General features: G+C 55.5%; 20 protein-coding genes, 4 tRNA genes and 1 pseudogene. 6 read left to right on the plus strand and 19 right to left on the minus strand.

Translation table 11 applies throughout. The annotated features are described in order from the left end of the window. Positions 1-140: 140 nt before the first annotated feature. Complete coding sequence (cyaY, locus tag P0H77_RS21870) at positions 141-461, plus strand: iron donor protein CyaY (RefSeq protein ID WP_276159237.1); 321 nt, start codon at positions 141-143, stop codon at positions 459-461. 185 nt (positions 462-646) lie between these two features. Here the strand turns inward: cyaY and cyaA are convergent, their stop codons facing one another. Then, complete coding sequence (gene cyaA / locus P0H77_RS21875) at positions 647-3,190, minus strand: class I adenylate cyclase (RefSeq protein ID WP_276159238.1); 2,544 nt, start codon at positions 3,188-3,190, stop codon at positions 647-649. 317 nt (positions 3,191-3,507) lie between these two features. Between cyaA and hemC the strand changes: the two genes are divergently transcribed. From hemC to hemY, 4 genes are read left to right on the plus strand one after another with little or no spacing between them, the layout of a single operon-like run. Then, positions 3,508-4,449 carry a hydroxymethylbilane synthase gene (hemC, locus tag P0H77_RS21880; RefSeq protein WP_276159239.1) on the plus strand — a complete coding sequence of 314 codons (942 nt, stop codon included), beginning with the start codon at positions 3,508-3,510 and terminating at the stop codon, positions 4,447-4,449. Then, positions 4,446-5,186, plus strand: coding sequence for a uroporphyrinogen-III synthase (gene hemD, locus P0H77_RS21885; protein WP_276159240.1), 741 nt, complete (start codon positions 4,446-4,448; stop codon positions 5,184-5,186). The genes hemC and hemD overlap by 4 nt, the downstream gene beginning before the upstream one ends. Positions 5,187-5,207: 21 nt before the next feature. Further along, complete coding sequence (hemX, locus tag P0H77_RS21890) at positions 5,208-6,374, plus strand: uroporphyrinogen-III C-methyltransferase (RefSeq protein ID WP_276159241.1); 1,167 nt, start codon at positions 5,208-5,210, stop codon at positions 6,372-6,374. A 2-nt stretch (positions 6,375-6,376) separates the two neighbouring features. Continuing rightward, the gene (gene hemY / locus P0H77_RS21895) at positions 6,377-7,573 is read left to right on the plus strand and encodes a protoheme IX biogenesis protein HemY (protein WP_276165199.1); all 1,197 of its coding nucleotides are present in this window, start codon (positions 6,377-6,379) and stop codon (positions 7,571-7,573) included. Between the two features lie 439 nt (positions 7,574-8,012). Here the strand turns inward: hemY and P0H77_RS21900 are convergent. The 18 genes and pseudogenes from P0H77_RS21900 to trxA all read right to left on the minus strand — a co-directional run bounded on the left by P0H77_RS21900 (position 8,013) and on the right by trxA (position 23,203). Next, positions 8,013-8,089 (minus strand) — tRNA-Pro (locus tag P0H77_RS21900). A 38-nt stretch (positions 8,090-8,127) separates the two neighbouring features. After that, a tRNA-Leu gene (locus P0H77_RS21905) sits at positions 8,128-8,214 on the minus strand. Positions 8,215-8,238: 24 nt separating this feature from the next. After that, positions 8,239-8,314: transfer RNA gene (locus tag P0H77_RS21910), tRNA-His, on the minus strand. 55 nt (positions 8,315-8,369) lie between these two features. After that, positions 8,370-8,446 (minus strand) — tRNA-Arg (locus P0H77_RS21915). Positions 8,447-8,551: 105 nt separating this feature from the next. Continuing rightward, positions 8,552-9,934 carry an amino acid permease gene (locus P0H77_RS21920; protein WP_276159242.1) on the minus strand — a complete coding sequence of 461 codons (1,383 nt, stop codon included), beginning with the start codon at positions 9,932-9,934 and terminating at the stop codon, positions 8,552-8,554. Positions 9,935-10,259: 325 nt separating this feature from the next. Next, positions 10,260-11,000, minus strand: a complete 741-nt coding sequence (gene wecG / locus P0H77_RS21925) for a lipopolysaccharide N-acetylmannosaminouronosyltransferase (RefSeq protein WP_276159243.1) — start codon at positions 10,998-11,000, stop codon at positions 10,260-10,262. A gap of 11 nt (positions 11,001-11,011) precedes the next feature. Beyond that, positions 11,012-12,358, minus strand: coding sequence for an ECA oligosaccharide polymerase (wzyE, locus tag P0H77_RS21930; RefSeq protein ID WP_276159244.1), 1,347 nt, complete (start codon positions 12,356-12,358; stop codon positions 11,012-11,014). Beyond that, entirely contained in the window at positions 12,355-13,422 is a 1,068-nt protein-coding gene (locus P0H77_RS21935; RefSeq protein ID WP_276159245.1) for a TDP-N-acetylfucosamine:lipid II N-acetylfucosaminyltransferase, read from the minus strand. The genes wzyE and P0H77_RS21935 overlap by 4 nt, the downstream gene beginning before the upstream one ends. Beyond that, positions 13,419-14,669, minus strand: coding sequence for a lipid III flippase WzxE (wzxE, locus tag P0H77_RS21940; protein ID WP_276159246.1), 1,251 nt, complete (start codon positions 14,667-14,669; stop codon positions 13,419-13,421). The genes P0H77_RS21935 and wzxE overlap by 4 nt, the downstream gene beginning before the upstream one ends. A 1-nt stretch (position 14,670) precedes the next feature. Continuing rightward, positions 14,671-15,801 (minus strand): dTDP-4-amino-4,6-dideoxygalactose transaminase, encoded by a 1,131-nt coding sequence (gene rffA / locus P0H77_RS21945; protein ID WP_276159247.1) that lies wholly within the window; start codon positions 15,799-15,801, stop codon positions 14,671-14,673. 4 nt (positions 15,802-15,805) lie between these two features. After that, on the minus strand, positions 15,806-16,480 hold the full coding sequence (rffC, locus tag P0H77_RS21950) for a dTDP-4-amino-4,6-dideoxy-D-galactose acyltransferase (RefSeq protein WP_276165200.1): 675 nt from the start codon (positions 16,478-16,480) through the stop codon (positions 15,806-15,808). Beyond that, positions 16,477-17,739, minus strand: coding sequence for a UDP-N-acetyl-D-mannosamine dehydrogenase (gene wecC / locus P0H77_RS21955; protein ID WP_276159248.1), 1,263 nt, complete (start codon positions 17,737-17,739; stop codon positions 16,477-16,479). The genes rffC and wecC overlap by 4 nt, the downstream gene beginning before the upstream one ends. Beyond that, complete coding sequence (gene wecB / locus P0H77_RS21960) at positions 17,736-18,866, minus strand: UDP-N-acetylglucosamine 2-epimerase (non-hydrolyzing) (protein ID WP_276159249.1); 1,131 nt, start codon at positions 18,864-18,866, stop codon at positions 17,736-17,738. Before wecB ends, wecC begins: the two co-directional genes overlap by 4 nt. 57 nt (positions 18,867-18,923) lie before the next feature. Continuing rightward, positions 18,924-19,970: an ECA polysaccharide chain length modulation protein gene (wzzE, locus tag P0H77_RS21965; RefSeq protein ID WP_276159250.1), complete on the minus strand. Its 1,047-nt coding sequence runs from the start codon at positions 19,968-19,970 to the stop codon at positions 18,924-18,926. 13 nt (positions 19,971-19,983) lie between these two features. Further along, positions 19,984-21,087 carry a UDP-N-acetylglucosamine--undecaprenyl-phosphate N-acetylglucosaminephosphotransferase gene (wecA, locus tag P0H77_RS21970; protein ID WP_276159251.1) on the minus strand — a complete coding sequence of 368 codons (1,104 nt, stop codon included), beginning with the start codon at positions 21,085-21,087 and terminating at the stop codon, positions 19,984-19,986. Positions 21,088-21,305: 218 nt separating this feature from the next. Next, positions 21,306-22,565 carry a transcription termination factor Rho gene (rho, locus tag P0H77_RS21975; RefSeq protein ID WP_049839510.1) on the minus strand — a complete coding sequence of 420 codons (1,260 nt, stop codon included), beginning with the start codon at positions 22,563-22,565 and terminating at the stop codon, positions 21,306-21,308. Positions 22,566-22,651: 86 nt separating this feature from the next. Beyond that, positions 22,652-22,750 (minus strand): annotated as a pseudogene (locus P0H77_RS21980) (hypothetical protein); the annotation flags it as partial. A gap of 123 nt (positions 22,751-22,873) precedes the next feature. Continuing rightward, on the minus strand, positions 22,874-23,203 hold the full coding sequence (gene trxA, locus P0H77_RS21985) for a thioredoxin TrxA (protein WP_049839509.1): 330 nt from the start codon (positions 23,201-23,203) through the stop codon (positions 22,874-22,876). 143 nt (positions 23,204-23,346) lie between these two features. On the opposite strand from trxA, the gene rhlB reads away from it, so the two are divergent. Then, positions 23,347-24,612, plus strand: a complete 1,266-nt coding sequence (rhlB, locus tag P0H77_RS21990) for an ATP-dependent RNA helicase RhlB (RefSeq protein ID WP_276159252.1) — start codon at positions 23,347-23,349, stop codon at positions 24,610-24,612. Positions 24,613-24,616: the final 4 nt, after the last annotated feature.

Raw genomic sequence — 24,616 nt, forward strand, 5'->3', positions numbered from 1 at the left:
CTTTCCGGCGCAGTTATACGCAGCGCTGGGCGGCTTATGAGGTTTATGGCTGGCTGATGTAAGCCACGCCGTATAGCGCGCCGTTAACCTCAGCGATTTTCCTGTATACTCTCGCCATCATTTACCAACGGGATGTCACCATGAACGACAGTGAATTTCATCGCCTTGCCGACGCGCTATGGCAAACCATCGAAGAACGTCTGGATGACTGGGATGGCGACAGCGATATCGACTGTGAAATTAACGGCGGTGTGTTGACCATCAGCTTTGAAAACGGCAGCAAAATCATCATCAATCGTCAGGAGCCTCTGCATCAGGTGTGGCTGGCAACGAAGCAGGGCGGCTATCATTTTGACTTAAAAGGCGATGAGTGGATTTGCGATCGCAGCGGCGAAACGTTCTGGGATTTACTGGAGCAGGCGGCGAGCCAACAGGCCGGTGAAACGGTTAGCTTTCGTTAAAAGTTAAACGAGCGCAGGCCGGGTAAGGCGAAACCGTCACCCGGCGAGATTACGCTGAAGCACCCGCTGTGATCCTGCCCGGTGGCGCTGCGCTTACCGGGCCTACAGGTTGCGAGCAACGCGTTGATATAGCAGATTTTTGTAGGCCGGGTAAGGCGAAGCCGCCACCCGGCAAAACAGCGCCATCAGGAGAAATACTGCTGCAACAACGGCGTGTCGTTATCCTGATTCGCAGGTGGAATAGTAAGCGGCTGGTTACGGAACGGGATCACCTGTGCACGTCCGTCAACCTTCACAATCTGGTAGAACTGCGGCAGGTTGAAGTTGATGAAGCTGGAGCCGTAGGTGAAGCGGTCATGTGACGACGAGTAGAAGCGGCTGACGTCGCGCACCAGTTCCTCTTTACTGCCTTCGCAGTGGTGATAGACCTCGGCGCGGTTACTCTCATCGAGAATATAGATATTGAAGCCGTTGTCGTCGTTCGTTCCTTCGAAGAAGAACTGAATAATCCCTTCGCTGGCAAAACCATCGACCACCGCCGGAAGTTCGACCTGATTAGTCTCCACCTGTACCGACAAACCATGCAGTTTGTTATGGGAAATCGCGCCGTAGAACTCAATGGCGTTTTCCAGCTTCTGTACAGAGACATTCAAACGTTCAAAGAACAGTCCCCACGTCTGGCCTGCCACGCGCAGCGCCTTAAAGCGCCCGGTTTCTTGGCGGGTGCTGGAGAGCCGCAGTTCAATACATTCGGAGACCAGTTGCTGCACGCGGGTGCGGATCAAGCCGCGCAGGTGCTGGCTGTAGCAGAAGACGTCAACGCTATCCGGCGGCGCGGCATCCTGATGCATTTTGCCAAGGATAGTTTTCAACGCTTCGATCATCGCCTGTTCGCCGTTGAAGTGCAGAGTACGCACCTCATTCCACGAGTTGCGGTAGAGGAGATCGACGCTGCCCACCAGACAGTTTTGCTGCTCGCCAAAGCTAAAGACGTCCAGCTTGCGGAAGTCAAAGTGAACCACCTGATTGCGGAAGGCCGCCGTCGGATCATATTCAAGGTTAACGATAATCGCCAGATGACGAATTTCGCACGGGCTATAGAGCGCTTTCGGCGTCGGGGCAGGCAGACGCAGCGGGAAGTGATGGGAAACCTCCGCCACCATCTCTTGCAATTTCGCTAAATCGACAACTTCATTGCCTTTGACGAACAAATGGGTACGTGAGGTCAAAAGACCGTTAAACCACGCCCAGGCCACCAGTTTGTTCAGGTAGCGGTTATATTCCAGCGGCTGATGGCTGACGATAGATTCCATGTTTGGCGCACGGTTATACAGATACCAGCCGGTACGGTTGGCACGGCCCGGCGGCACGTGGATAAAGGTCAGGTTCGGCTCGGAGAGATCTGGCGAGATTTGCGGGTTAACCAGCGTCACTTTCCCCGGCAACGCTTCAAAAGCAGCGTACAGTTTACGCGTCAGCACGCCGATGTCCTGCGGGCTGGCGGAAACGCTGAGATTGTTACGGCGGGCAAAACGGATAAGGTTGCGGTAGCTCTGCATCATGGCATCGAGCAGTTCGTTATGCGCTTCGCGCACCTGATCGATTTTCCAGTTGGCCCGGTTATCCAGCATGGCGAGACGGCTTTCGTCCCATCCCCATTCGCTCACTAAATGACTGATGACTTCACGACGCCAGCCGACGCAGGCGCGTTCCCGGCTAAGCTTCTCACAGACTTTTAAATAAAAACATCGCCGCACGAGGTCGAGTCGCGTGGTATCTTCAATGGCCGTGAGGTACGCGGTCACTCGTTCGAGCATCATGCAATAGGGATCGAGACCAAAAGAGACGATCTCCCCGTCGTGCAGACGCTGTTTAATGTCTTTTGCCAGCAGGCGCGTGTCGGGGTACTCCCACGAATACGCTTCCAGCAGCAGGGTTTTCAGCACCGCTTTATAGGGCGAATCAATACTCTTATAAAGCTGCCACAGGCTGGCACCGAAATACTCTTCGGCAGAAAGCGAGCTTAATCCGCCGAGATCCAGCCATTCGTTCGGGGTCAGCACGCCCTGCGCGTAGAGCGTCATCACGTAATCGTCGTAATGCTCTTCTTCGTCGCCGGGCACCATATTCCACAGAATACGCTTGCCCGCGAGGCGCACGGCGGTACGGTAAAATTCATCAAGCAGAAGGATGTGCTGAGTGGAACCGCAGTCCTCGCCGCCCAGGCTGCCGCTTTCGTTATGGCGGAAGCGGTTCTCATCAATCAGGAAGAAACTGACCTCAACGCCTAACGAGGCAGCCCATGACTCAAGCAGGCTGCATTTACGCTGCAGCAACTGGCGCTCATCGTTGTCGAGCCAGGCCTGATGGCACACCCAGATATCGAGATCGGAGGAACAGCTCTGCCCGACCGATGAAGTGCTGCCCATCGAGTAGATGCCGGTGATCGGCAGTTCGCCTTTCGGCATTTCCTGCGGCGGCATGCCCCGGTACAGTTCGAGTTCATCAAGGTAGTGGCGTTGGGTTTCATCAGGCGTGTAAAAGCAGATGCCCTGGGGAACGTTACCGTCAAGGTAACCTGGCATCAGCGGATGGTGATAATGCAACAATGTCGGCAGTAGACTGTAAACCTGCTGAAAAGCGGGCCCCATAGCAGCCAGCGCGCGATCGACACGCAGTTGGTTTATGGCATCCAGTCTCTGTTTTAACGTCTCAATATAGAGGTACAAGACATATCGCCTGATGTGTGAAACCTGAGTCCCTGAGCAGCGACGGCGGCTCAAAGCAGGAGGTTTCAGTAATTCAAATAAACGTCCCCGCTTGTCGTCCCTCTGATTTGGTGTTGCAGACGAACAAATGGCTTAAAACGTGATCAATCTAACACCTTGCGCATTGACCGTAAAGAAAGAAGCACTACATACCATTGTAGCATCGTTTGCCGGGTGTAAATCCTGGGCTACGCTTCCCTCCGTTCCTCCCGCGAAAACTGACATCCCGCTGGCAAGAGTGTTAGGATGGGACGTAGATGATAATGACGGTAACAAGCATGTTAGACAATGTTTTAAGAATTGCCACGCGCCAAAGCCCGCTTGCGCTGTGGCAGGCACATTATGTTAAAGATCGCCTGATGGCCTGCCATCCGGGGCTGAGCGTTGAGCTGGTTCCGATGGTGACAAAAGGCGACGTGATCCTCGATACGCCGCTGGCAAAAGTGGGCGGCAAAGGGCTGTTCGTTAAAGAACTGGAACTGGCGCTGCTGGATAAGCGCGCCGATATCGCCGTCCATTCCATGAAAGATGTCCCGGTCGAATTTCCGCTGGGGCTGGGGCTGGTGACCATTTGCGAGCGCGACGATCCGCGCGACGCCTTTGTCTCGAATCACTACGATTCTCTGGATGCGCTGCCCGCAGGCAGCGTGGTCGGGACGTCAAGTTTACGCCGCCAGTGCCAGATAGCCGCGCTGCACCCGGATCTCATCATCCGTTCCCTGCGCGGTAACGTGGGCACGCGTCTGAGCAAGCTGGATAACGGCGAGTATGATGCCATTATTCTTGCCGTGGCAGGCCTGAAGCGTCTCGGGCTGGCGTCACGCGTGCGCGTGGCGCTGCCACCGGAACGCTCTCTGCCCGCGGTCGGCCAGGGTGCCGTCGGGATTGAATGCCGGATGGATGACGATCGCACCCTCGAACTGCTTGCGCCGTTAAACCATGTCGAAACCGCGATCCGGGTCAAGGCGGAGCGCGCGATGAATACCCGCCTCGAAGGAGGATGTCAGGTGCCGATTGGCAGCTATGCTGAAATAGTGGATGGTGAAATCTGGTTACGGGCGCTGGTCGGCGCGCCGGATGGTTCGCAGGTAATACGCGGCGAACGTCGCGGCAAACCGGAAGACGCAGAGCAGATGGGCGTTTCCCTGGCGGATGAGCTGCTGGCGAACGGTGCAAGGGAGATCCTCGACGAGGTCTATAAAGGAGAATCACCGGTATGAGCATTCTGGTCACCCGCCCCGCGCCGCAAGGAGAAGAATTAGTGAGCCGACTGTGCGCACTTGGGCAGGTGGCCTGGAGCTTTCCGCTGATTGAATTTATGCCGGGACGCGAGCTGCCGATGCTCAGTTCCCTGCTGTCCAGCCTGACCGCAAACGATCTGGTGTTTGCCCTCTCCCGACACGCGGTGGAGTTCGCCCACGCGCAGCTTCAACGTCAGGGCGCGTCATGGCCCTCCGCGCCGCGTTATTTTTCTATTGGCCGTACCACCGCGCTGGCGCTGCATACCGTGAGCGGATACGACATTCGTTATCCACAAGATCGGGAAATTAGCGAAGTATTGCTACAATTACCTGAATTACAGAACGTTGCGGGCAGGCGTGCGCTGATCCTGCGTGGCAACGGTGGCCGTGAGTTACTGGGGGAAACCCTGACCGCACGCGGCGCTGAAGTCACATTTTGTGAATGTTATCAACGTAGTGCAAAACATTACGCGGGTGCGGAAGAAGCGATGCGCTGGCAAACCCGAGGCGTCACCACCCTGGTGATAACCAGCGGGGAGATGTTGCAACAGCTCTGGAGCCTGATCCCGCAATGGTATCGTGAGCACTGGTTACTCCGCTGTCGGCTACTGGTCGTCAGTGAGCGTCTGGCGCACCTCGCCCGGGAACTGGGCTGGCAAGATATTCAGGTCGCTGATAACGCTGACAACGATGCGCTGCTGCGCGCATTACAATAAATCTCATAATGGGAAGCCATAATGACGGAACAACAAAACTCCTCTGCCGTGGTTGAAGAGACCAGGGAGGCCGTGGACACCTCGCCACAGCCACAAGAAGCTGAGAAGAAAGGCAGAAACAACACTGCACTGGTGCTTAGCGTTGTCGCCATCGCCATTGCACTGGCTTCTGGCGTCGGTCTGTACAGCTGGGGCAAACAGCAGTCTGCTAAGCAAACGGCGAACAACGATGCGCTGGTAAATCAGATCGCCGCGCTGCAAAAAACGCAGGAGACGCAAAAAACCGAGCTGGAAGGCATTATCAAGAAACAGGCGACCCAGCTTGATGACGCGGGACGTCAGCAGACGGCAATGGCGAAAGAGCTTAATGAGGTTCAGCAAAAAGTAGCCACTATTTCCGGCAGCGACGCTAAAACCTGGCTCCTGGCGCAGTCTGACTTCCTGGTGAAACTGGCCGGGCGTAAGCTGTGGAGCGATCAGGATGTCACCACGGCAGCCGCGCTGCTGAAAAGTGCCGACGCGAGCCTGGCGGATATGAACGATCCGAGCCTGATTACCGCTCGCCGGGCCATTACCGACGATATCGCCAGCCTCTCCGCCGTCTCGCAGGTGGATTACGACGGCATTATCCTCAAGCTGAATCAGCTCTCCAACCAAATCGATAACCTGCGTCTGGCAGACAACAACGATGACGACTCCCCCATGGACTCGGACAGCAATGAGCTTTCCAGTTCCCTTAGCGAATGGCGCGTCAATCTGAAAAAAAGCTGGCAGAGCTTCATGGACAGCTTTATTACCGTGCGTCGCCGCGATGAGACCGCCGTACCGTTGCTGGCCCCGAATCAGGACGTCTATCTGCGGGAAAACATTCGCTCCCGCCTGCTGGTAGCGGCGCAGGCGGTACCGCGTCATCAGGACGAAGTGTACAAACAGGCGCTGGATAACGTTTCCACCTGGGTGCGTGCTTATTACGATACCGATGATGCGACCACCAAAGGGTTCCTTGATGAGCTGGATCAACTCAGTCAGCAAAGCATCACCATGGACGTACCGGAAACGCTGCAAAGCCAGCCGATTCTGGAAAAACTGATGCAAACGCGGGTGCGCAACCTGCTGGCGCAGCCTGCCGCCGGTGAATCTGCCCCTGCTGCCGGGCCAGCGCCAGCCGCTGCGCCACAAGGAGAGTAATGATGATAAAAGTCTTATTACTCTTCGCACTGTTGCTGGCGGGTATTGTGCTCGGTCCGATTGTCGCCGGGCACCAGGGCTACGTGCTGATCCAGACGGATAACTACAATATTGAAACCAGCGTCACAGGGCTGGTGATCATTCTTGTGCTCGCGATGGTCGTGCTGTTTGCCGTGGAGTGGCTGCTGCGCCGCATCATGCGTACCGGCGCGCATACCCGCGGCTGGTTTACCGGCCGTAAACGCCGTCGCGCGCGCAAACAAACCGAACAGGCGCTGCTGAAACTGGCGGAAGGCGATTATCAGCAGGTTGAAAAGCTGATGTCAAAAAATGCCGATCATGCCGAGCAGCCGGTGGTGAACTATTTGCTGGCAGCGGAAGCGGCACAGCAACGTGGCGACGAAGCCCGAGCGAATCAACACCTTGAACGTGCCGCCGAGCTGGCGGGCAATGATGTGATCCCGGTCGATATCACCCGCACCCGTCTGCATCTGGCGCGTAATGAAAATCATGCGGCACGCCGTGAGGTTGACCGTCTGCTGGAAGTTGCGCCGCGTCACCCGGAAGTGCTTCGGCTGGCTGAACAGGCCTATATCCGTACCGGCGCGTGGGGTTCGTTGCTGGAGATTATTCCATCCATGGCAAAAGCCAACGTCGGCGATGAAGAACACCGTGCCGCGCTGGAGCAGCAGGCATGGATTGGTCTGATGGATCAGGCGCGTGCCGATCAGGGCAGCGAAGGTCTGAAAGACTGGTGGAAAAATCAGAGCCGTAAGACACGACGCCAGATCCCGCTTCAGGTCGCCATGGCCGATCACTTAATCGAGTGTAACGATCATGACACCGCGCAGCAGATCATTATTGACGGCTTAAAACGCCAGTATGACGATCGCCTGACGTTGCTCATCCCGCGTCTGAAGACCAATAATCCTGAGCAGCTGGAGAAAATTCTCCGCCAGCAGATCAAAACGGCGGGCGACCGTCCGCTGTTATGGAGTACGCTGGGCCAGTCACTAATGAAACATGGCGAGTGGCAGGAAGCCAGCCTGGCCTTCCGCGCCGCGCTGAAACAGCGTCCTGATGCGTTTGACTATGCGTGGCTTGCCGATACGCTCGACCGGCAACACAAGCCGGAAGAGGCGGCTGCAATGCGTCGTGACGGCCTGTTGCTGACGTTGCAAAACAATCCGCAGCCGTAAATCCTCCCCTGCCCGGCGGCGCACCGTTGCCGGGCCATGCTCCTGACGCCCGCCCATAAAAAAACGCCTGCTCTGAAACCAGAGTAGGCGTTAAAACAGGTCTGTTTGACAACATAAATGGGTGCTTCACTCAACGTTATGTCCATGATGTTTGATGAGGCCGAAACGACATCTGGCAGGTGGACGATAAGCACCGTAAACGGCTCTGCATCATTCCTGGGTTTATGAGGCCAAACGGCGAACATAAGAGATGGAATGAGCATCTACATACAGGATTATTACATACTGCTCATCCGCCTGTCATCCCGCTGCGTTAAATCCAGAGCATTCTGGATCGCCCGTTACAGCGAAAGGCGTTAGAAGAGAAGTGAAGGATATCAATGCAGAAGCGGAGGACGCTGCGGAAAACAAAAAACCCCGCCGAAGCGGGGTTCAAAATTGGTCGGCGAGAGAGGATTCGAACCTCCGACCCACTGGTCCCAAACCAGTTGCGCTACCAAGCTGCGCTACTCGCCGATGTACTGCTTTTTGACTTTTTAGTTCAATTTAAGTAGTGGTGCGAGGGGGGGGACTTGAACCCCCACGTCCGTAAGGACACTAACACCTGAAGCTAGCGCGTCTACCAATTCCGCCACCTTCGCATTCCACAAAACCCTTAAATCTAATGGGGTGGCTGATGGGGCTCGAACCCACGACAACCGGAATCACAATCCGGGACTCTACCAACTGAGCTACAGCCACCACTGAAATCTTTTTACGCGGTATTGAAACCACCGCAGCTCCAGCACCGGGTTAATGGTGCGCCCGACAGGATTCGAACCTGAGACCTCTGCCTCCGGAGGGCAGCGCTCTATCCAGCTGAGCTACGGGCGCTTAGCGCCGTTGCGGGGGTGGATAATACGGACTTCCCACCCCTCTGTCTAGTGCCTTTTTAAATAAAATGCGCGTTTGGTTATGCTTTGTGCACTTTGTCGCTTATTACTTCACTTTCTGCACAGAACTGAAGCGATTGAGACCAAATACCTTATAAATAAGCGTCACAGCGGCCATAAAAATCATGCCGACAAAAAGCGACATTCGCGTGTCGTCGTTAAAACCCATCCCGATTAGTACGCAAATCAGGAACGCCATCGTCAGATAGTTAGCCCACGGGAACAGTATTGAGCGAAACGGATGACTGGCAATCGCGGCTTTGTGCGCACGACGAAAACGCAGCTGGCTAATCAGGATCACAAACCACGGCACCATGCCGGGCAGCACGCTGGCGCTATAGACATAGACAAACACGCGCTGAGGATTCGGAATGAGGTAATTCAGGCACGATCCAATAAGCAGGATGACGATAGAAACGGCTACGCCCGCAACCGGCACGCCGTTACGCGATACTTTCGCCATCGCAGCAGGCAACTGACGGTTTTTTGCCAGCGCATAGAGCATACGCCCGCAGCTGTACATGCCGCTGTTGCAGCCGGAAAGCGCAGCGGTCAATACGACAAAGTTGATGATACCCGCCGCTGCGGTAATGCCAATCTTCGCGAAGGTCAGCACAAACGGGCTGCCGTTCGAGCCGATCTCATTCCACGGGAAGATGGTGACAATCACGAAGATTGCGCCGACGTAGAAAATCAGGATACGCCAAAGCACCTTGCCCACCGCACTGCGCAGCGTAACCTGCGGGTTTTTCGCTTCGCCTGCGGTGATGCCGATCAGTTCCACGCCCTGGTAGGAGGCGACGACAATACATAGCGCCGTCAGGAAGCCTTTCCAGCCGCCGGCAAAGAAGCCGCCGTGCTGGGTAAGATTGCCGAAGCCGATGCTATGGCCGCCGTTACCGAAACCAAAGAAAATAACGCCAAGCCCCACGACGATCATCACAATAATGGTGGTGACCTTGATCATCGCGAACCAGAACTCAATTTCGCCATATAATCGCACGGCGGCAAGATTCGCCAGCGCCACCAGCGCGACGGCAATCAGCGCGGGTATCCACTGCGCCATCTCCGGAAACCAGAACTGGACGTAAACCCCAATCGCGGTAATTTCCGAGATACCTACCGCCATCCACATAAACCAGTACGACCAGGCGGTGAGATAGCCAAAGAACGGGCTCATATAGCGATGCGCGTACACCGCGAAGGAGCCGGTGACCGGCTCCAGAAAGAGCATTTCGCCCATCGATCGCATGATAAAGAAGACGAACACGCCCGCAATGATATAGGCCAGCAGAACGGACGGCCCGGCCCATTTAAGGGTGCTTGCCGCGCCCATAAACAGGCCCACGCCGATGGTACCTCCCAGGGCGATAAGTTCGATATGTCGGGCTTCCAGTCCTCGCTGGAGCTCCGGTTGTTTCTCAGCCATAAATCCTCTGTGCTTGCAAATTTCCGGGCTGTGCCGGTTCTTTTTATGAGTAAAAACGTTGCTTATGCGCATGAACGCGCACGAATGGTTTAACAATTTTCGTTAAATGGCAAACAAAGGATTAAAGAAGTGAACGTATTGCGCAATAAACAGGCGGAAGGCGGGTTGGGGAAGCGAAGCCGTTACCCGGCATTAACGTGACGTTAGCCGAAATGGGTTACATGCCCGGTGGCGCTGCGCTTACCGGGCCTACAGGGATACGATTACGGGCACCTACCGTAGGCCGGGTAAGGCGAAGCCGCCACCCGGCAAAGGGCCACCAGCGTTACATCTTGCCGGTATAGTGCCAGCCGAGATAACGCAGCAGGCGGATCTGGCGGCTGATACGACTGGGCTGAGACAACAGCCGATACAGCCATTCCAGCCCGAGATTCTGCCACACCTTCGGCGCGCGTTTGATGTGCCCGGTGAAAACGTCATACGTACCACCGACCCCCATATACAGCGCATCAGGATGGATCAGACGGCAATCGCGCATCAGGATCTCCTGCTTCGGCGATCCCATGGCAACGGTCACGATTTTGGCCCCGCTATCGCGGATACGCTCAAATAACGCCTGCCGCTGTTCGGGCGCAAAATAACCGTCCTGACTGCCGACGATATTCACGTTCCACTGTCCGCGCAGTTTCGCTTCCGTCTGCGCCAGCACTTCAGGTTTACCGCCCAGCAAAAATACCGGCGTACCTTCCGCCCCTGCCCGCGCCATCAGCGCTTCCCACAAATCCGCCCCGGCTACGCGTGACACCTGCGCATCAGGATATTTTTTACGTACCGACCGCACTACGCTGATGCCATCGGCATACTTAAACTCCGCCGCTTCAATCAGGCCGCGCACCTCGGCATTGTCTTCCACCGCCAGCATTTTTTCTGCGTTGATGGCGACCAGCGTTCCCTTGCGCAACGCGCCATCAGCGTAAAGATAATCCAGCGCATGCTGCATATCGCGCCAGCCAATCAGCTTCAGGCCACGCAGAGTATAAGACGGAGCGGACGTTGTATTCGTCATGAGTATCCTTATCAGACTTGAGGTTGCGGCAGCGGCCGGAAACGCCTGCGGATCAGGCCCGCGCTTTCAAACAGCCAGTACAACAGTTTGGCCGCCAGCAAACAGAGGCCGAAAATCGCCAGGAAAAAGACCACGCGCGAAACAAATGAGTCCAGACCTTCACGCGCCAGCACGATCATGTTGAAGATAGCGCCAAAACAGAAGCTGTGCAGGATCGCCGATTTATAGCGATTCGTCTCCCGGTTACCCAGGGTATAAAGCCAGTCGAACCATTTGATAATCAGCCCTACGGTGACCGCGCCGAGCGGTATAAACCAGGCTCCGCCCATCACCACCAGCGAGCCAATCAGCGTCGGCGAGATCGCCAGTCCGGAATGGTTGTTAAGCACTTCCCAGGTAAAATAGTTGGCCGTATTCAGGACAATCCCCGGCCGGTCAGGCCACAGCCAGGTGGGGATAAACACGTAGAAGTCGCGCACGATAGGCGCCAGCCCCTGAAACTCGATTTTGTCGTAGTTTTGCAGCAGCAGCGCCAGGTTTTCCCACGGCGAGAAGGTATCGCGCGTCAGATACAGGAAGGTGTAAAACGCCTCGTCGCCGCTGACGTTCAGTCCGTAGCGCTTGAGCGCCAGCCAGAACATGCCAACAATGCCGAACGCCCCCGCCGCCGCCAGCATCCACAGTGAAATCCAGCCGCGAATAATCCCGATAAACAGGAAAATGGCAAAGGCAATGATGATATTGGCACGCGTGCCGCCGACGATCATATAGGTCAGCATGCCGAAGGCCACGGTGCTGACGAGGAAAAACAGCCATGCCTGCGCATCCTGACGCAGGAAATAGAGCACCAGCATCGCCGGAATAAAGAAGTAGAAGAAGCGCTTCAGGGCCACGCCGGACACTTCGCTGGAGAAGATTTCGCTGTAGGAGTGCAGCCGGAACAGCAGGAAGCCGTTATGCATAAAGAAGATGCCGACGCTCAGCAGCGCAATGCCCATCAGCAGGATCCAGGTGAGATGCGTCTCGACCCGGTTCATGGTAAACAGCGGTCGCCGTGGCGTCAGGCGTTCGGCAGAGCGTAGCCGCGTTTTATACGTCACATAATAGACCGCATAGAAACAGGCCGCGGCCAGCAGCGCCTGGAGCAGGATTTCCGGAGGCGCCACGCCAACATCGAAGCGAAACACCAGAATACAGGTCAGTGGAAAGCCAAAGAAAAAAGTCAGCAAAAACAGCAGTGAAAAGAAGACGTTAAAGTTAAAACGCACCCGCCGAAACTCGAAGTACGTCAGCGTGGCGATAAACAGCGTAGAGAGCAGCCAGACCACCAGCAGGCCGCAGAACTGCATCTGACTCATGCTTCCTCCCCTGCCGCAATTCGCAGCGCCCGGAGCCATGGTTTCAGGTAGTTAGGCCGGAAGAACGTGATGCTGTTTTTATCGACCAAGGATAGCTGGCGCTGAGCTTCGCGGACGACGGCTTCATTCAGCGTGTCGGTGGTAAACAGCACCGGAATATGCTGCTCCGTCATATCCTGCCAGAACGGATTTTCCCGGTTCAGTACGCAGGGCACGCCCGCCTGGATCAGCAAGCATAGCGTGCCAATTCCCTGCTGGCGGGCAAAAATAAAGTAGCCCAGGTCACAGCGCTTCAGCAGCGCCAGATAGTCATCAAATTCCAGCTTCTCGCTGAGGATCTGCAGATTCTCCTCGCTGAACAGCGCCAGCCCGGCCTGACGTACTTCCGCAATATACGTCTCATTATTGGGCGGATAGCCCATAGGCACAATCGCATTCACCGTGTCGCCAAATTGCTGATGCACGGCTTTTAACGCGGCAATGTGATCGTTACTGCGATCGCCGGAATTGCCAATTAAGACCGTCAGCTTGCCGTCACGGTGAAGGGTGTCGGCCATAGTATTGAGCGAAGGCTCCATCCGGGTCGGGAAGTAAAGCAGTTCGCCGCGCACCTCTGGATGACGTTCGGCAAAATAGCTCAGGTCGCCGCGCGTGGCAAACACGCAGCCTACCCGGCCCTGCGCCAGACGACGCAACGGATAAAACAGGCGGAATTTTAGCCCGTGCGAGATCTCATACAGATCCGCTCCCCAGATATGCCAGCTCACCTGTTGCGGCTTGATGCCACCGCTCAGCAGCGCCAGCCACAGTCCGGTATTAAACTGGCCGTGGAAGAAAAAGCGCTGCGTCCGGTCGGCTTTCGCCCTGGCGATCACGGCCTGCGCCAGCGTTTTTTTATCCGGGTAAAAGGTCAATGACAGCGCCGGAAACACCGCACCGCTTCCCACGACCATAAACTCGCGCGCGTGCTCGCCCGTGGCGGCAAGTTCATCATTGAAGAACCGCAGGACGGTCTGGTTGTGATGTGGGACGTCCGATCCCAGTACATGTATCAGTGCTGTCATGCCCGTCTACGCCAAAGTAAAAATACGCCGCTACAGAGCGTGAAATAAATAATATACGTCGCCATATAGGCCTGGGCTGCTCCCAGCGCGCCATGCGCCGGGATCAACCAATGCGAAAAGGCCATCAGCAGAACAAACTGGCTGATTTCGGCCAGAATGTAGAATCGCAGTGAGGCTTTGGCGATCACCAGATAGCCATAGACGTAAGCGCCCACTTTCAGTACGTCGCCGACCAGCTGCCAGGCAAAGAGATCGCGCATCGCCGCAAACTTTGTCGAAAACAGCAGCCAGATGGCAAAGTCGCGCAGCAGCCAGACGGTAAAACTGGCCGCCGCCACCGCAGGCAGCACGAACGTCAGCGATCGGACAATCTCCCGGCTAATTTCCTGCTTCGTCGTCAGCCTGGAGAGCGTCGGCAGCAGGTAAACGCTAAACGAGGCGGTGATAAATTGCAGGTAGGCATCAGAGATGCTGCTTACGCCCTGCCAGATCCCCACATCGTCCCAGCTATAATGCGCCGCCAGCAGGTTTCGCATCATCACATAGGCCACCGGCAGCGTCACCGAGGTGATGAGCGCCATCAGGGTAAATTTGCCTAACTGACCCGCCAGCCATTTGTCCCACCGCGGTTTGAGATAGTGCAACGGGATGGTACGGCGTTTCATCAGCACCAGCGCCGCCGGGATCGCTACCAGCGCAGGCACCAGTGCCAGCCCCAGCAGCGCGCCTTCGTAGCCGCCGAAGCGATAACAGCCGTAATAGGCCACAACGCCAATAACGCTGCCCGCAATCAGCGCCAGCGCATTGCCCGCCGCATCGCGAAAACCCTTAATAAACGCCAGCAGCAGGTTGGCCCAGGCAATACCCATCTGTACCAGCGCGACTAAACGTACCAGCCCCTGATAGTGGGTATGCCCGAACAGCCCCTGGCTGATGGGCGCGGCGGCCAGTAGAAAGACCAGCGCCAGCAGCGTGGAGAAAACCAGCACCATCGCCGACGAGGTGCCGACCACCGTGCGTAGCTGCGCCGGATCGTCATGCGCCTGGGCGACAAATTTCGTCACTCCGTTAAAAATGCCAGCCCCGGCGAGCACGCCGAGGACGGTGACTAACTGGCGGAAGTTACCCGCCTGACCCACGCCTGACGGGCCGTAGGAGACCGCCAGCAGTTTGACCACCAGCAGTCCCGCGCCGATTTTCACCAGTGTGGACGCGGCAGTCCACACTGAAGCCTTCGCCAGCGACATCTCAGGCGAAGTAACTTAATAACGAGTTGATCACCGTGCGCTGATTAACAGGAGCCAGGTTAAAGAACAGCGGCAGGCGAAGCAAACGCTCACTTTCACGCGTGGTATACCGATCTTCACCAAAAAACTCGCCGAATTTCTCGCCTGCCGGACAATCATGCAGCGGGATGTAGTGGAATACCGCGAGGATTTCCGCTTCTTTCAGCCACGCAATCAGGCGGCTGCGATCGTCCATATCGCGCAGCTTGATATAGAACATATGCGCGTTGTGAGCACAGTCTGACGGGCAGGACGGCAGCTCAATACGCCCGGCTTTCGCCAGCGGCGACAGCGCATCGTAATAAGTTTGCCACAGCGCCAGACGCTGCTGATTAATGCGATCGGCCGCTTCCAGCTGCGCCCACAGGTAGGCTGCCTGCAAATCGGCCATCAGATAGCTGGAACCAATATCGCGCCACGTGTATTTATCCACCTGGCCACGGAAGAACTGGCTGCGGTTGGTGCCCTTTTCGCGGATGATTTCCGCCCGCTCGATCAGCTTGCGGTCGTTAATCAGCGTCGCGCCGCCTTCGCCGCCGGCGGTGTAGTTTTTGGTTTCGTGAAAGCTAAAGCAGCCGATATGACCGATAGTGCCCAGCGCGCGGCCTTTGTAGGTAGACATTACGCCCTGCGCGGCATCTTCGACCACAAACAGGTCGTGCTTTTTGGCGATTGCCATGATGGTGTCCATCTCGCAGGCTACGCCCGCGTAATGCACCGGGACAATCGCACGGGTTTTATCGGTGATGGCCGCTTCAATCAGCGTTTCGTCGATGTTCATGGTATCCGGACGGATATCAACGAAGATGATTTTCGCGCCGCGCAGCACGAAGGCGTTGGCGGTGGAGACGAAGGTGTAGCTCGGCATGATGACTTCATCGCCAGGACCGATGTCCAGCAGCAGCGCTGCCATCTCCAGCGACGCGGTGCAGGACGGCGTCAGCAGCACTTTCGCGCTGCCAAAACGCTGCTCCATCCACTGCTGACAGCGGCGGGTATAGCCGCCGTCGCCGCAGAGCTTGCCGCTGCCCATTGCCGATTGCATATACTCGATTTCGGTTCCCACCACGGGAGGCGCATTAAATGGGATCATCTTGTCACCTGTATAGCCAGAACGCGGTGCTTTCTACGTTCGCACCGCTCTGAATGTAACGTTTAAGCGCGGCGGTGTTGCCCACCTGGGTCGCCACCCGCACTGTTTTTTTGCCGCGGGCCTGCGCCCAGTTCAGCGCCGCCTGCATCAGTTCCGCACCCGCACCGCGTCCGGCCAGCAGGCCGATACGCGCGTCGGTTTCATTAAGCTCACGCAGCGAGACATACCCGCGGATATCGCCGCTTTCCGCCCGTAATAGCAGGCACTGGTGATCAAAGGTGCCGCGCACCGCGTTTTCAATCCAGCGGGCATAAAAGCGCCCGCTGTCCTGCGGCGGATACCACGGCGCACGAAAACGGCTCAGCGCAAAGTCCTGCGCGGCCATGTCACGCAGCGCCGGGATATCCGACTCTGTCGCCACTTCAGCGGCAACAGAGATGCCGGGTTTCACCGTGAGCCCCAGATCGACTTCACCTTCCACCAGCCGAAAACCTAACTGTTGTAGCGCATCCAGCCAGTCTGCACGGTCTGCCGGTATTTTTGCCTGCACTCGTGACCAGCCGGAAAGCGCGTTAGTGGTTAATTCTGCCGCGCTGTCGTCAATACGCACAATGGCGCTTTGCAGCCCAAAGAACGCGCTTTCCCAGTCGAGCGGCTCAACGCGGGCGCAAAGCATCAGTGCCAGACACCTTTAGTGTCGACCACGTATTGCTGGGTCAGGCTGTCACCACTAATCGCTTTAAATTCATTATGATCGACCAGCATCACCAGCACATCGGCGTCGTTCAACGCCTGCTGCGTATCCACCAGCGTACAGCAACCGGCCAGTTTTTTCGGCAGTTCATGGATATTCGGCTCTACCACCAGCGTTTCACCGCTGTGCCATCCGGCGATCAGTTTGGCGATTTCCATCGCCGGGCTTTCACGCAGATCGTCGATGTTTGGCTTAAAGGCCAGACCGAAGCAGGCAATTTTAATCTCGCTGGCTCGCTTGCCGCTGGCGGTCAGGCAGTCGGCAACCGCCGCTTTCACCTGATCAATTACCCAGTGCGGCTTATGATCGTTAACTTCACGCGCGGTGCGGATGAGGCGCGCCTGCTCGGGGTTTTGCGCCACGATAAACCACGGGTCAACCGCGATACAGTGACCGCCCACGCCCGGACCGGGCTGGAGGATATTCACGCGTGGGTGGCGATTCGCCAGACGAATCAGCTCCCAGACGTTAATCCCCTGATCGGCGCAGATAAGGGAAAGTTCGTTCGCAAAGGCGATGTTCACGTCGCGGAAGCTGTTTTCCGTCAGCTTGCACATCTCCGCCGTGCGCGAGTTGGTGACGACACACTCACCTTCCAGAAAGATGTTATACAGCTCGCTGGCGCGCGCGGAGCACACCGGCGTCATGCCGCCAATCACGCGGTCATTTTTGATCAGCTCAACCATGACTTGCCCCGGCAGCACGCGCTCCGGGCAGTAGGCGATATTGACATCTGCCTGCTCGCCCGCCTGCTGCGGGAAGCTCAGGTCCGGGCGCATTTCCGCCAGCCACTCGGCCATTTGTTCGGTGGCACCCACCGGCGAGGTGGATTCGAGGATCACCAGCGCGCCTTTTTTCAGCACCGGGGCAATGGATTTCGCCGCCGCCTCAACGTAGACCATGTCCGGCTCATGATCGCCTTTGAAGGGCGTTGGCACGGCAATCAGCCAGGCATCCGCTTCCACCGGCGTTGTGCTGGCACGCAGATAGCCACCCTCAACCGCCGCTTTAACGACGTTATCCAGGTCTGGTTCAACAATATGGATCTGGCCGCGATTAATGGTATCAACCGCGTGCTGATTAATGTCTACACCAACAACCTGCTTTTGCCGGGAAGCAAAGGCCGCAGCGGTAGGCAGGCCGATGTAACCAAGGCCAATAACGGAAATCGTATTAAAACTCATAGCGTTACCTGATTGTTTTTCAGTGCATCCAGAATGCGTTCACAGGCTTTGCCGTCGCCGTAAGGATTGTGCGCGCGGCTCATCGCCTGATACTCATCGTCGTCGTACAGCAGGCGCGTGACCTGCTTAACAATATCTTCGCGATCCGTGCCCACCAGCCTTACTGTCCCCGCCTCAACGGCTTCAGGACGCTCGGTGGTATCGCGCATCACCAGTACCGGTTTGCCCAGCGAAGGCGCTTCTTCCTGAATACCGCCGGAATCAGTCAGGATCAGCCACGCGTGATTCATCAGCCAGACGAATGGCAGGTAGTCCTGCGGCTCAATCAGGATCACGTTGTCGACGTGGCCAAGGATGCGGTTTACCGGCTCGCTGACGTTAGGATTCAGGTGAACCGGATAGACAATCTGTACGTCGCGATTTTGCGCGGCGATGTCTGCCAGCGCGTGACAAATTTGTTCAAAGCCTTTGCCGAAGCTTTCGCGACGGTGGCCGGTGACCAGAATCATCTTCTTGCCATTGTTGAGAAACGGGTAACGCGCGGTCAGTTCAGCGCGCAGCGCTTCATCCGCCATCACCCGATCGCGCACCCAGAACAGGGCGTCAATCACGGTATTGCCGGTAACGAAAATCTGTTCGTCGAGGGTATTTTCATCGCGCAGATTCTGGCGCGAATTTTCCGTCGGCGCAAAATGCCATGTGGCCAGGCGGCCGGTTAACATGCGGTTGCCTTCTTCCGGCCACGGCGAATTGAGATCGCCGGTACGCAGGCCCGCCTCAACGTGCCCCACAGGAATGCGCTGATAAAACGCCGCCAGGCTGGTGGCGATGGTCGTGGTGGTATCGCCGTGAACCAGCACGACGTCCGGCTTAAACGACTCAAGAATAGGTTTCAGCCCCTGCAAAATACGGCAGGTAATTTCGGTCAGTCCCTGTCCCGGACTCATGATGTTGAGATCGTAATCCGGGATAATAGAAAAAAGGTGCAGCACCTGATCGAGCATCTCCCGATGCTGCGCAGTGACGCATACTTTTGCCTCAAAATGAGGATCCTTTGCCAGCGCATGAACCAGAGGAGCCATTTTGATGGCTTCTGGTCGAGTGCCGAATACAGTCAGTACTTTCACATCGATTCTCTTCGATTGGATAATGAAGGCCAACGGCCTTCATTACAGATGCGGCGTTTAGCGAACACGGCGGCGCACTAGTGCAACCCCGGAGCCTATTAACGCACCCACAATACCCCACATGATCATCAGGAAGGCACGACGAGGGCTGTCACGTTTTACAGGTTCTTCCGGCGTACGCAAATACCGATAGGTCTGAAAACGCGGGTCCAGTATGGGGCCAACATTCAGCGTCGTCAGCATTGCCCGGTTCTGATCGTAATCCAGATCAAACTCCGGTCCCACCGCCTGCAAATTTTCCAGCCTCGCCTGAAGCATTGGGCGACCCAGCAAGAACAGTTCTGAATCGGGTAATTCCTCTGCCGGGACATCGGTTTCACTGCGGGAAATGTTGTGCTGCTGGGCGACGGTTAACGCCTGTTCGATGTTTTTTACCCGGCGGTCGTAAATAGCTTTTGCCACCGCTTCCTGGCGCTTTACCTGCGCTTTCATCTGGATAGTGCGCGCAGACCACGCCCCTTTCAGCTCGTCATTCAAATGACCCGCCGCGCGCTGGCTGGCGAAAGCCACATACTGACGCAGCAAGTTATTGGCGTCCTGCGCGGTTTCCGCCGTCAGTTTAACGCTGTCGCTGATGCTTTTAAGCGCATCGCCCGGCATAAACTGGATATCGTTAATCAGATCGTCCAGTAGCGCCGCGTCGGCTCTGGAGTTGCCAACCATCCGCTGTTTGTAATAATCGGTTTGTGACCAGAAATCCCGGCGGGTATCCCAGGACGCCAGTTGCACAATGAACTCTTTGTAGGAATCGTCCATTACCGATGGCTGCTCGACCGGCACCTGATTCGCCCTGGCATCGAGATTGCGTAAAAACTGCTGCTGAGAATAGAAGCCCCCCAGCATATTTACGGTAGGCCGGTCGGTGATTGCCGTCGCGCCCCATTCCTGGCGTGCAAAGAAAGTGTAAAGCAGAGCAACCAGAGCAAACAGCAGCGCCATTCCCACTATCCACAGTTTTCCTGCCCACAATGTACGAAACAGCCCGCGAATATCCAGTTCATTCTCAGCGCTCACTGCCTGTGCTCCTGATAATGGTTGAGTCATCACTTCCTCAGATTTATTTGGTTAATTTTGGGTTACGACTACCAGGCCGACGCGCTCTACGCTTCATGCGTTTAATAAAACGCGCCACTTTCCAGGCCCGCTTGATACAGTAGCCATACAGGAAAAAGGCGACCAAAAAGAGTATCAGCATGACCCATTCTGGAACAATATGCGTCGCTTCAGCAATCACCCCAATGGCGGCCAGCAGCGCAGCGGCAAGCGTAATAAGAACAAAAGCCTGACGAGAAGTAAAACCGGCACGCATAATAAGATGGTGGATGTGCTGACGGTCAGGTGAGAAAGGGCTCATACCTTTACGCAGGCGGCGGTACATAATTGCCACCATATCCATCAGGGGAATAGCGATGATCCACAGTGCAGTCACCGGGCTGATAGGATGCGTTTTGCCCTGGGTGGTTTCCAATAGTATCCAGATAATCGTAAAGCCAATCAGCGTGCTTCCCGCATCGCCCATAAAGACTTTATAACGGCGGCCCAGCGCCCCCAGATTCAGCAGGATGTAAGGCAGGATGGCGGCAATCATAGCAAAACACCACATCGCCAGGCTGGTTTGCCCATCAAACCACAGGATCAGGCCAATGGCCCCGAACGAGACGCTGGACAACCCGCCCAGCAGTCCGTCGATGCCATCAACCATGTTAAAGGCATTAATTGCCGCCCAGACGGCAAACAGCGTAAGAAGAAAACCAAAGGGACCGAGAACCAGCTCCCACGGGCCGAAAATATAACCCAGGCTACTCAGATGAAGATTAGCCACGCTTATCATTACGATACCGACGATGGCCTGTACCGTTGCACGAAATTTAACACTGATATCGAATCTGTCATCCAGCGCACCGACGAAAACCAGTACGCCAGCACACAACAGATAAAGCGAGGCATGCGGAATATAGTAATTAATAATTTCGAAGGTGAAACAGATACCGGCAAAAACAGAGATGCCCCCCACTAACGGGATCAACCCCTGATGCCGCTTGCGGAAGTTGGGTTTATCCACCAACCCGACTCTTATAGCTACCTTACGCGCAAAAAAAAGAAATAAGGTAGTGAACAGAAATATACTGATCAGATCAGCTGCTGCAGCCAGTAAATTCACAATTCACACTCTCAAATAATTGTTGTGTCAGAAGTATAACCACGAAGCAACCTATCCAGAAGGAAAACTCTGATCTGACTTCAGGAAAATCTGACAAATATCAGTCAGACAGCAACTTCTGCAGGCTCCATGCCCTTTTAATATTGTTAATTAAAGCGTAGGCAACAGAAAACAAAAACGCCACGCGATAGCGTGGCGTTTTTTTGACAAATCTTTACTTACGAGCGTTTCATCATGTCGAAGAAGTCGTCGTTGGTTTTGGTCATTGCCAGTTTATTGATGAGGAATTCCATTGCGTCGATTTCGCCCATCGGGTGAATGATTTTGCGCAGGATCCACATTTTCTGCAGCTCTTCCTGAGTGGTGAGCAGCTCTTCTTTACGGGTACCGGAACGGTTGTAATCGATAGCCGGGAAGACGCGTTTTTCAGCGATCTTACGGGCCAGATGCAGTTCCATGTTACCGGTGCCTTTAAACTCTTCGTAGATGACCTCATCCATTTTAGAGCCGGTATCGACCAGCGCCGTTGCGATGATGGTCAGGCTGCCGCCCTCTTCCACGTTACGCGCCGCGCCGAAGAAGCGCTTCGGACGGTGCAGGGCGTTAGCGTCCACACCACCGGTCAGGACTTTACCTGATGCCGGCACTACGGTGTTATAGGCACGCGCCAGACGGGTGATGGAGTCGAGCAGAATGATCACGTCTTTCTTATGCTCAACCAGGCGCTTGGCCTTCTCGATCACCATTTCTGCAACCTGAACGTGGCGGGATGCCGGTTCGTCAAAGGTAGAAGCCACAACTTCACCTTTTACCAGACGCTGCATCTCGGTCACTTCTTCCGGACGTTCGTCAATCAGCAGTACCATCAGCACGCAGTCAGGATGGTTATACGCGATGCTCTGCGCGATATTTTGCAGCAGCATGGTTTTACCGGCTTTCGGCGGTGCCACAATCAGGCCACGCTGACCGCGACCGATCGGCGAAGCCAGATCCAGTACGCGAGCCGTTAAGTCTTCGGTAGAGCCGTTACCACGTTCCATACGCAGGCGAGAGTTCGCATGCAGCGGCGTTAAGTTCTCGAAGAGGATCTTATTACGCGCGTTTTCTGGTTTGTCGTAGTTAACTTCATTGACTTTCAACAGCGCAAAGTAACGTTCGCCTTCTTTCGGCGGGCGAATCTTACCAGAGATGGTATCACCAGTGCGGAGGTTGAAACGGCGGATTTGGCTAGGGGAAACGTAGATGTCATCAGGACCGGCGAGGTAGGAGCTGTCTGCGGAGCGGAGGAAACCAAATCCGTCCTGCAATATCTCCAGTACACCGTCACCAAAGATATCTTCGCCACTCTTAGCATGCTGCTTCAGGATGGCAAAAATAATGTCCTGCTTGCGCATACGAGCCTGGTTTTCCAGTCCCATATTTTCGCCGAGAGTAATCAGCTCAGAAACCGGCGTATTCTTTAATTCGGTAAGATTCATAGTGGTGTGGGTTCTTAAACTCGGGGTAAATCTCGAACTTAATGTGTGAATGGTATGGCAGGGTCATCCATGCCTGTTAACGGCCATCGGCTCATGTCTGTTCGCTGTCTGGTCACAGGAGAGTACGCAGAACTGAAACGACAAGACGGATTGAGCGACAAGCCCGGATTCTTTCTGCTTCTTATGGGAAGCAGTGGGTACAACAAGATATGTTTAAAACGAAGTCAAAACTAACTTAGCACGACTCAGGCCGGGCGTCCAGAGATCCTGTCAATTTAAGGATAACGGACGCCGCGAAAAGAAATGCCTTACGCTAAGTTAGCGTCCAGGAACTCTTTCAACTGGCCTTTGGACAGCGCGCCCACTTTGGTCGCCGCCACTTCACCGTTTTTGAACAGCAGCAGCGTCGGGATGCCGCGGATGCCGTATTTCGGCGCAGTGCCTGGATTCTGGTCGATGTTCAGCTTGGCAATCGTCAGTTTGCCCTGATATTCATCAGCGATTTCATCCAGAATCGGAGCAATCATTTTACACGGACCGCACCACTCTGCCCAGAAATCAACGAGAACCAATCCTTCTGCTTTGAGTACATCCGTGTCAAAACTGTCGTCAGTCAGGTGAATAATTTTATCGCTCATATTTAACTCCACAGGAATAAGCCTGGCATGCTGGTGTAGCATTAAACAACAACTGTTGATGTTGCATTAACCAACTAAAGGTTGACTTTATTTCACCGGATACGCTTTCGTAAAGCAATAGTAAGCTGATATTCTACCACACTATGAGCAAAACACATTTAACAGAACAGAAGTTTTCCGACTTCGCCCTGCACCCTAAGGTGATTGAAGCCCTTGAAACTAAAGGGTTTCATAACTGCACGCCCATTCAGGCACTCGCCCTCCCGCTAACGCTGGCAGGTCGTGATGTTGCAGGGCAGGCGCAAACCGGTACCGGGAAAACGATGGCGTTTCTGACGTCAACGTTTCATTATCTCCTTTCTCATCCGGCGATCGACGGTCGTCAGGTGAACCAACCGCGCGCATTAATTATGGCTCCGACCCGCGAACTGGCGGTGCAGATCCATGCTGATGCAGAGCCGCTGGCGCAAACGACCGGCCTGAAATTGGGTCTGGCTTACGGCGGCGACGGCTACGACAAACAGCTTAAAGTGCTGGAAAGCGGCGTTGATATTCTGATCGGCACCACCGGTCGCCTGATCGACTACGCCAAACAAAACCATATTAACCTGGGCGCGATTCAGGTCGTTGTACTGGACGAAGCCGATCGTATGTACGATCTGGGCTTCATTAAAGATATCCGTTGGCTGTTCCGCCGTATGCCGGCCACCAACCAGCGCCTGAATATGCTGTTCTCCGCCACCCTGTCTTATCGCGTACGCGAACTGGCGTTTGAGCAGATGAACAACGCCGAATACGTTGAGGTCGAACCGGAACAAAAAACCGGCCACCGTATTAAAGAAGAGCTGTTCTACCCGTCCAACGACGAAAAAATGCGCCTGCTGCAAACGCTCATTGAAGAAGAGTGGCCGGACCGCGCGATTGTTTTCGCTAACACCAAACATCGCTGTGAAGATATCTGGGGCCATCTGGCCGCTGATGGGCACCGTGTTGGGCTGCTTACCGGCGACGTGGCGCAGAAAAAACGCCTGCGTATTCTTGATGAGTTCACCCGTGGCGATCTCGACATTCTGGTCGCCACTGACGTTGCTGCGCGTGGCCTGCACATTCCTGCCGTCACTCATGTCTTCAACTATGACATGCCGGATGACTGCGAAGACTACGTACACCGCATTGGTCGTACTGGTCGCGCAGGCGCAAGCGGTCACTCTATCAGCCTGGCCTGTGAAGAGTACGCCCTGAACGTGCCGGCGATTGAAACCTACATCGGGCATTCCATTCCGGTAAGCAAATACAATCCGGATGCATTAATGACCGATCTGCCAAGACCGCTGCGCCTGACGCGCCCGCGTCCTGGCAACGGACCGCGTCGTAATGGCGCACCGCGTAACCGTCGTCGTCCGGGTTAACGAA

The sequence above is a fragment of the Superficieibacter sp. HKU1 genome (genome assembly GCF_029319185.1).
GTDB lineage: Bacteria > Pseudomonadota > Gammaproteobacteria > Enterobacterales > Enterobacteriaceae > Superficieibacter.

Bases quoted from the DNA above. Each gene is read 5' to 3' on its own strand.
- cyaY (WP_276159237.1), top strand. From the start codon at position 141: ATGAACGACAGTGAATTTCATCGCCTTGCCGACGCGCTATGGCAAACC.
- hemC (WP_276159239.1), top strand. From the start codon at position 3,508: ATGTTAGACAATGTTTTAAGAATTGCCACGCGCCAAAGCCCGCTTGCG.
- hemD (WP_276159240.1), top strand. From the start codon at position 4,446: ATGAGCATTCTGGTCACCCGCCCCGCGCCGCAAGGAGAAGAATTAGTG.
- hemX (WP_276159241.1), top strand. From the start codon at position 5,208: ATGACGGAACAACAAAACTCCTCTGCCGTGGTTGAAGAGACCAGGGAG.
- hemY (WP_276165199.1), top strand. From the start codon at position 6,377: ATGATAAAAGTCTTATTACTCTTCGCACTGTTGCTGGCGGGTATTGTG.
- P0H77_RS21920 (WP_276159242.1), bottom strand. From the start codon at position 9,934: ATGGCTGAGAAACAACCGGAGCTCCAGCGAGGACTGGAAGCCCGACAT.
- wecG (WP_276159243.1), bottom strand. From the start codon at position 11,000: ATGACGAATACAACGTCCGCTCCGTCTTATACTCTGCGTGGCCTGAAG.
- wzyE (WP_276159244.1), bottom strand. From the start codon at position 12,358: ATGAGTCAGATGCAGTTCTGCGGCCTGCTGGTGGTCTGGCTGCTCTCT.
- P0H77_RS21935 (WP_276159245.1), bottom strand. From the start codon at position 13,422: ATGACAGCACTGATACATGTACTGGGATCGGACGTCCCACATCACAAC.
- wzxE (WP_276159246.1), bottom strand. From the start codon at position 14,669: ATGTCGCTGGCGAAGGCTTCAGTGTGGACTGCCGCGTCCACACTGGTG.
- rffA (WP_276159247.1), bottom strand. From the start codon at position 15,801: ATGATCCCATTTAATGCGCCTCCCGTGGTGGGAACCGAAATCGAGTAT.
- wecC (WP_276159248.1), bottom strand. From the start codon at position 17,739: ATGAGTTTTAATACGATTTCCGTTATTGGCCTTGGTTACATCGGCCTG.
- wzzE (WP_276159250.1), bottom strand. From the start codon at position 19,970: ATGACTCAACCATTATCAGGAGCACAGGCAGTGAGCGCTGAGAATGAA.
- rho (WP_049839510.1), bottom strand. From the start codon at position 22,565: ATGAATCTTACCGAATTAAAGAATACGCCGGTTTCTGAGCTGATTACT.
- trxA (WP_049839509.1), bottom strand. From the start codon at position 23,203: ATGAGCGATAAAATTATTCACCTGACTGACGACAGTTTTGACACGGAT.
- rhlB (WP_276159252.1), top strand. From the start codon at position 23,347: ATGAGCAAAACACATTTAACAGAACAGAAGTTTTCCGACTTCGCCCTG.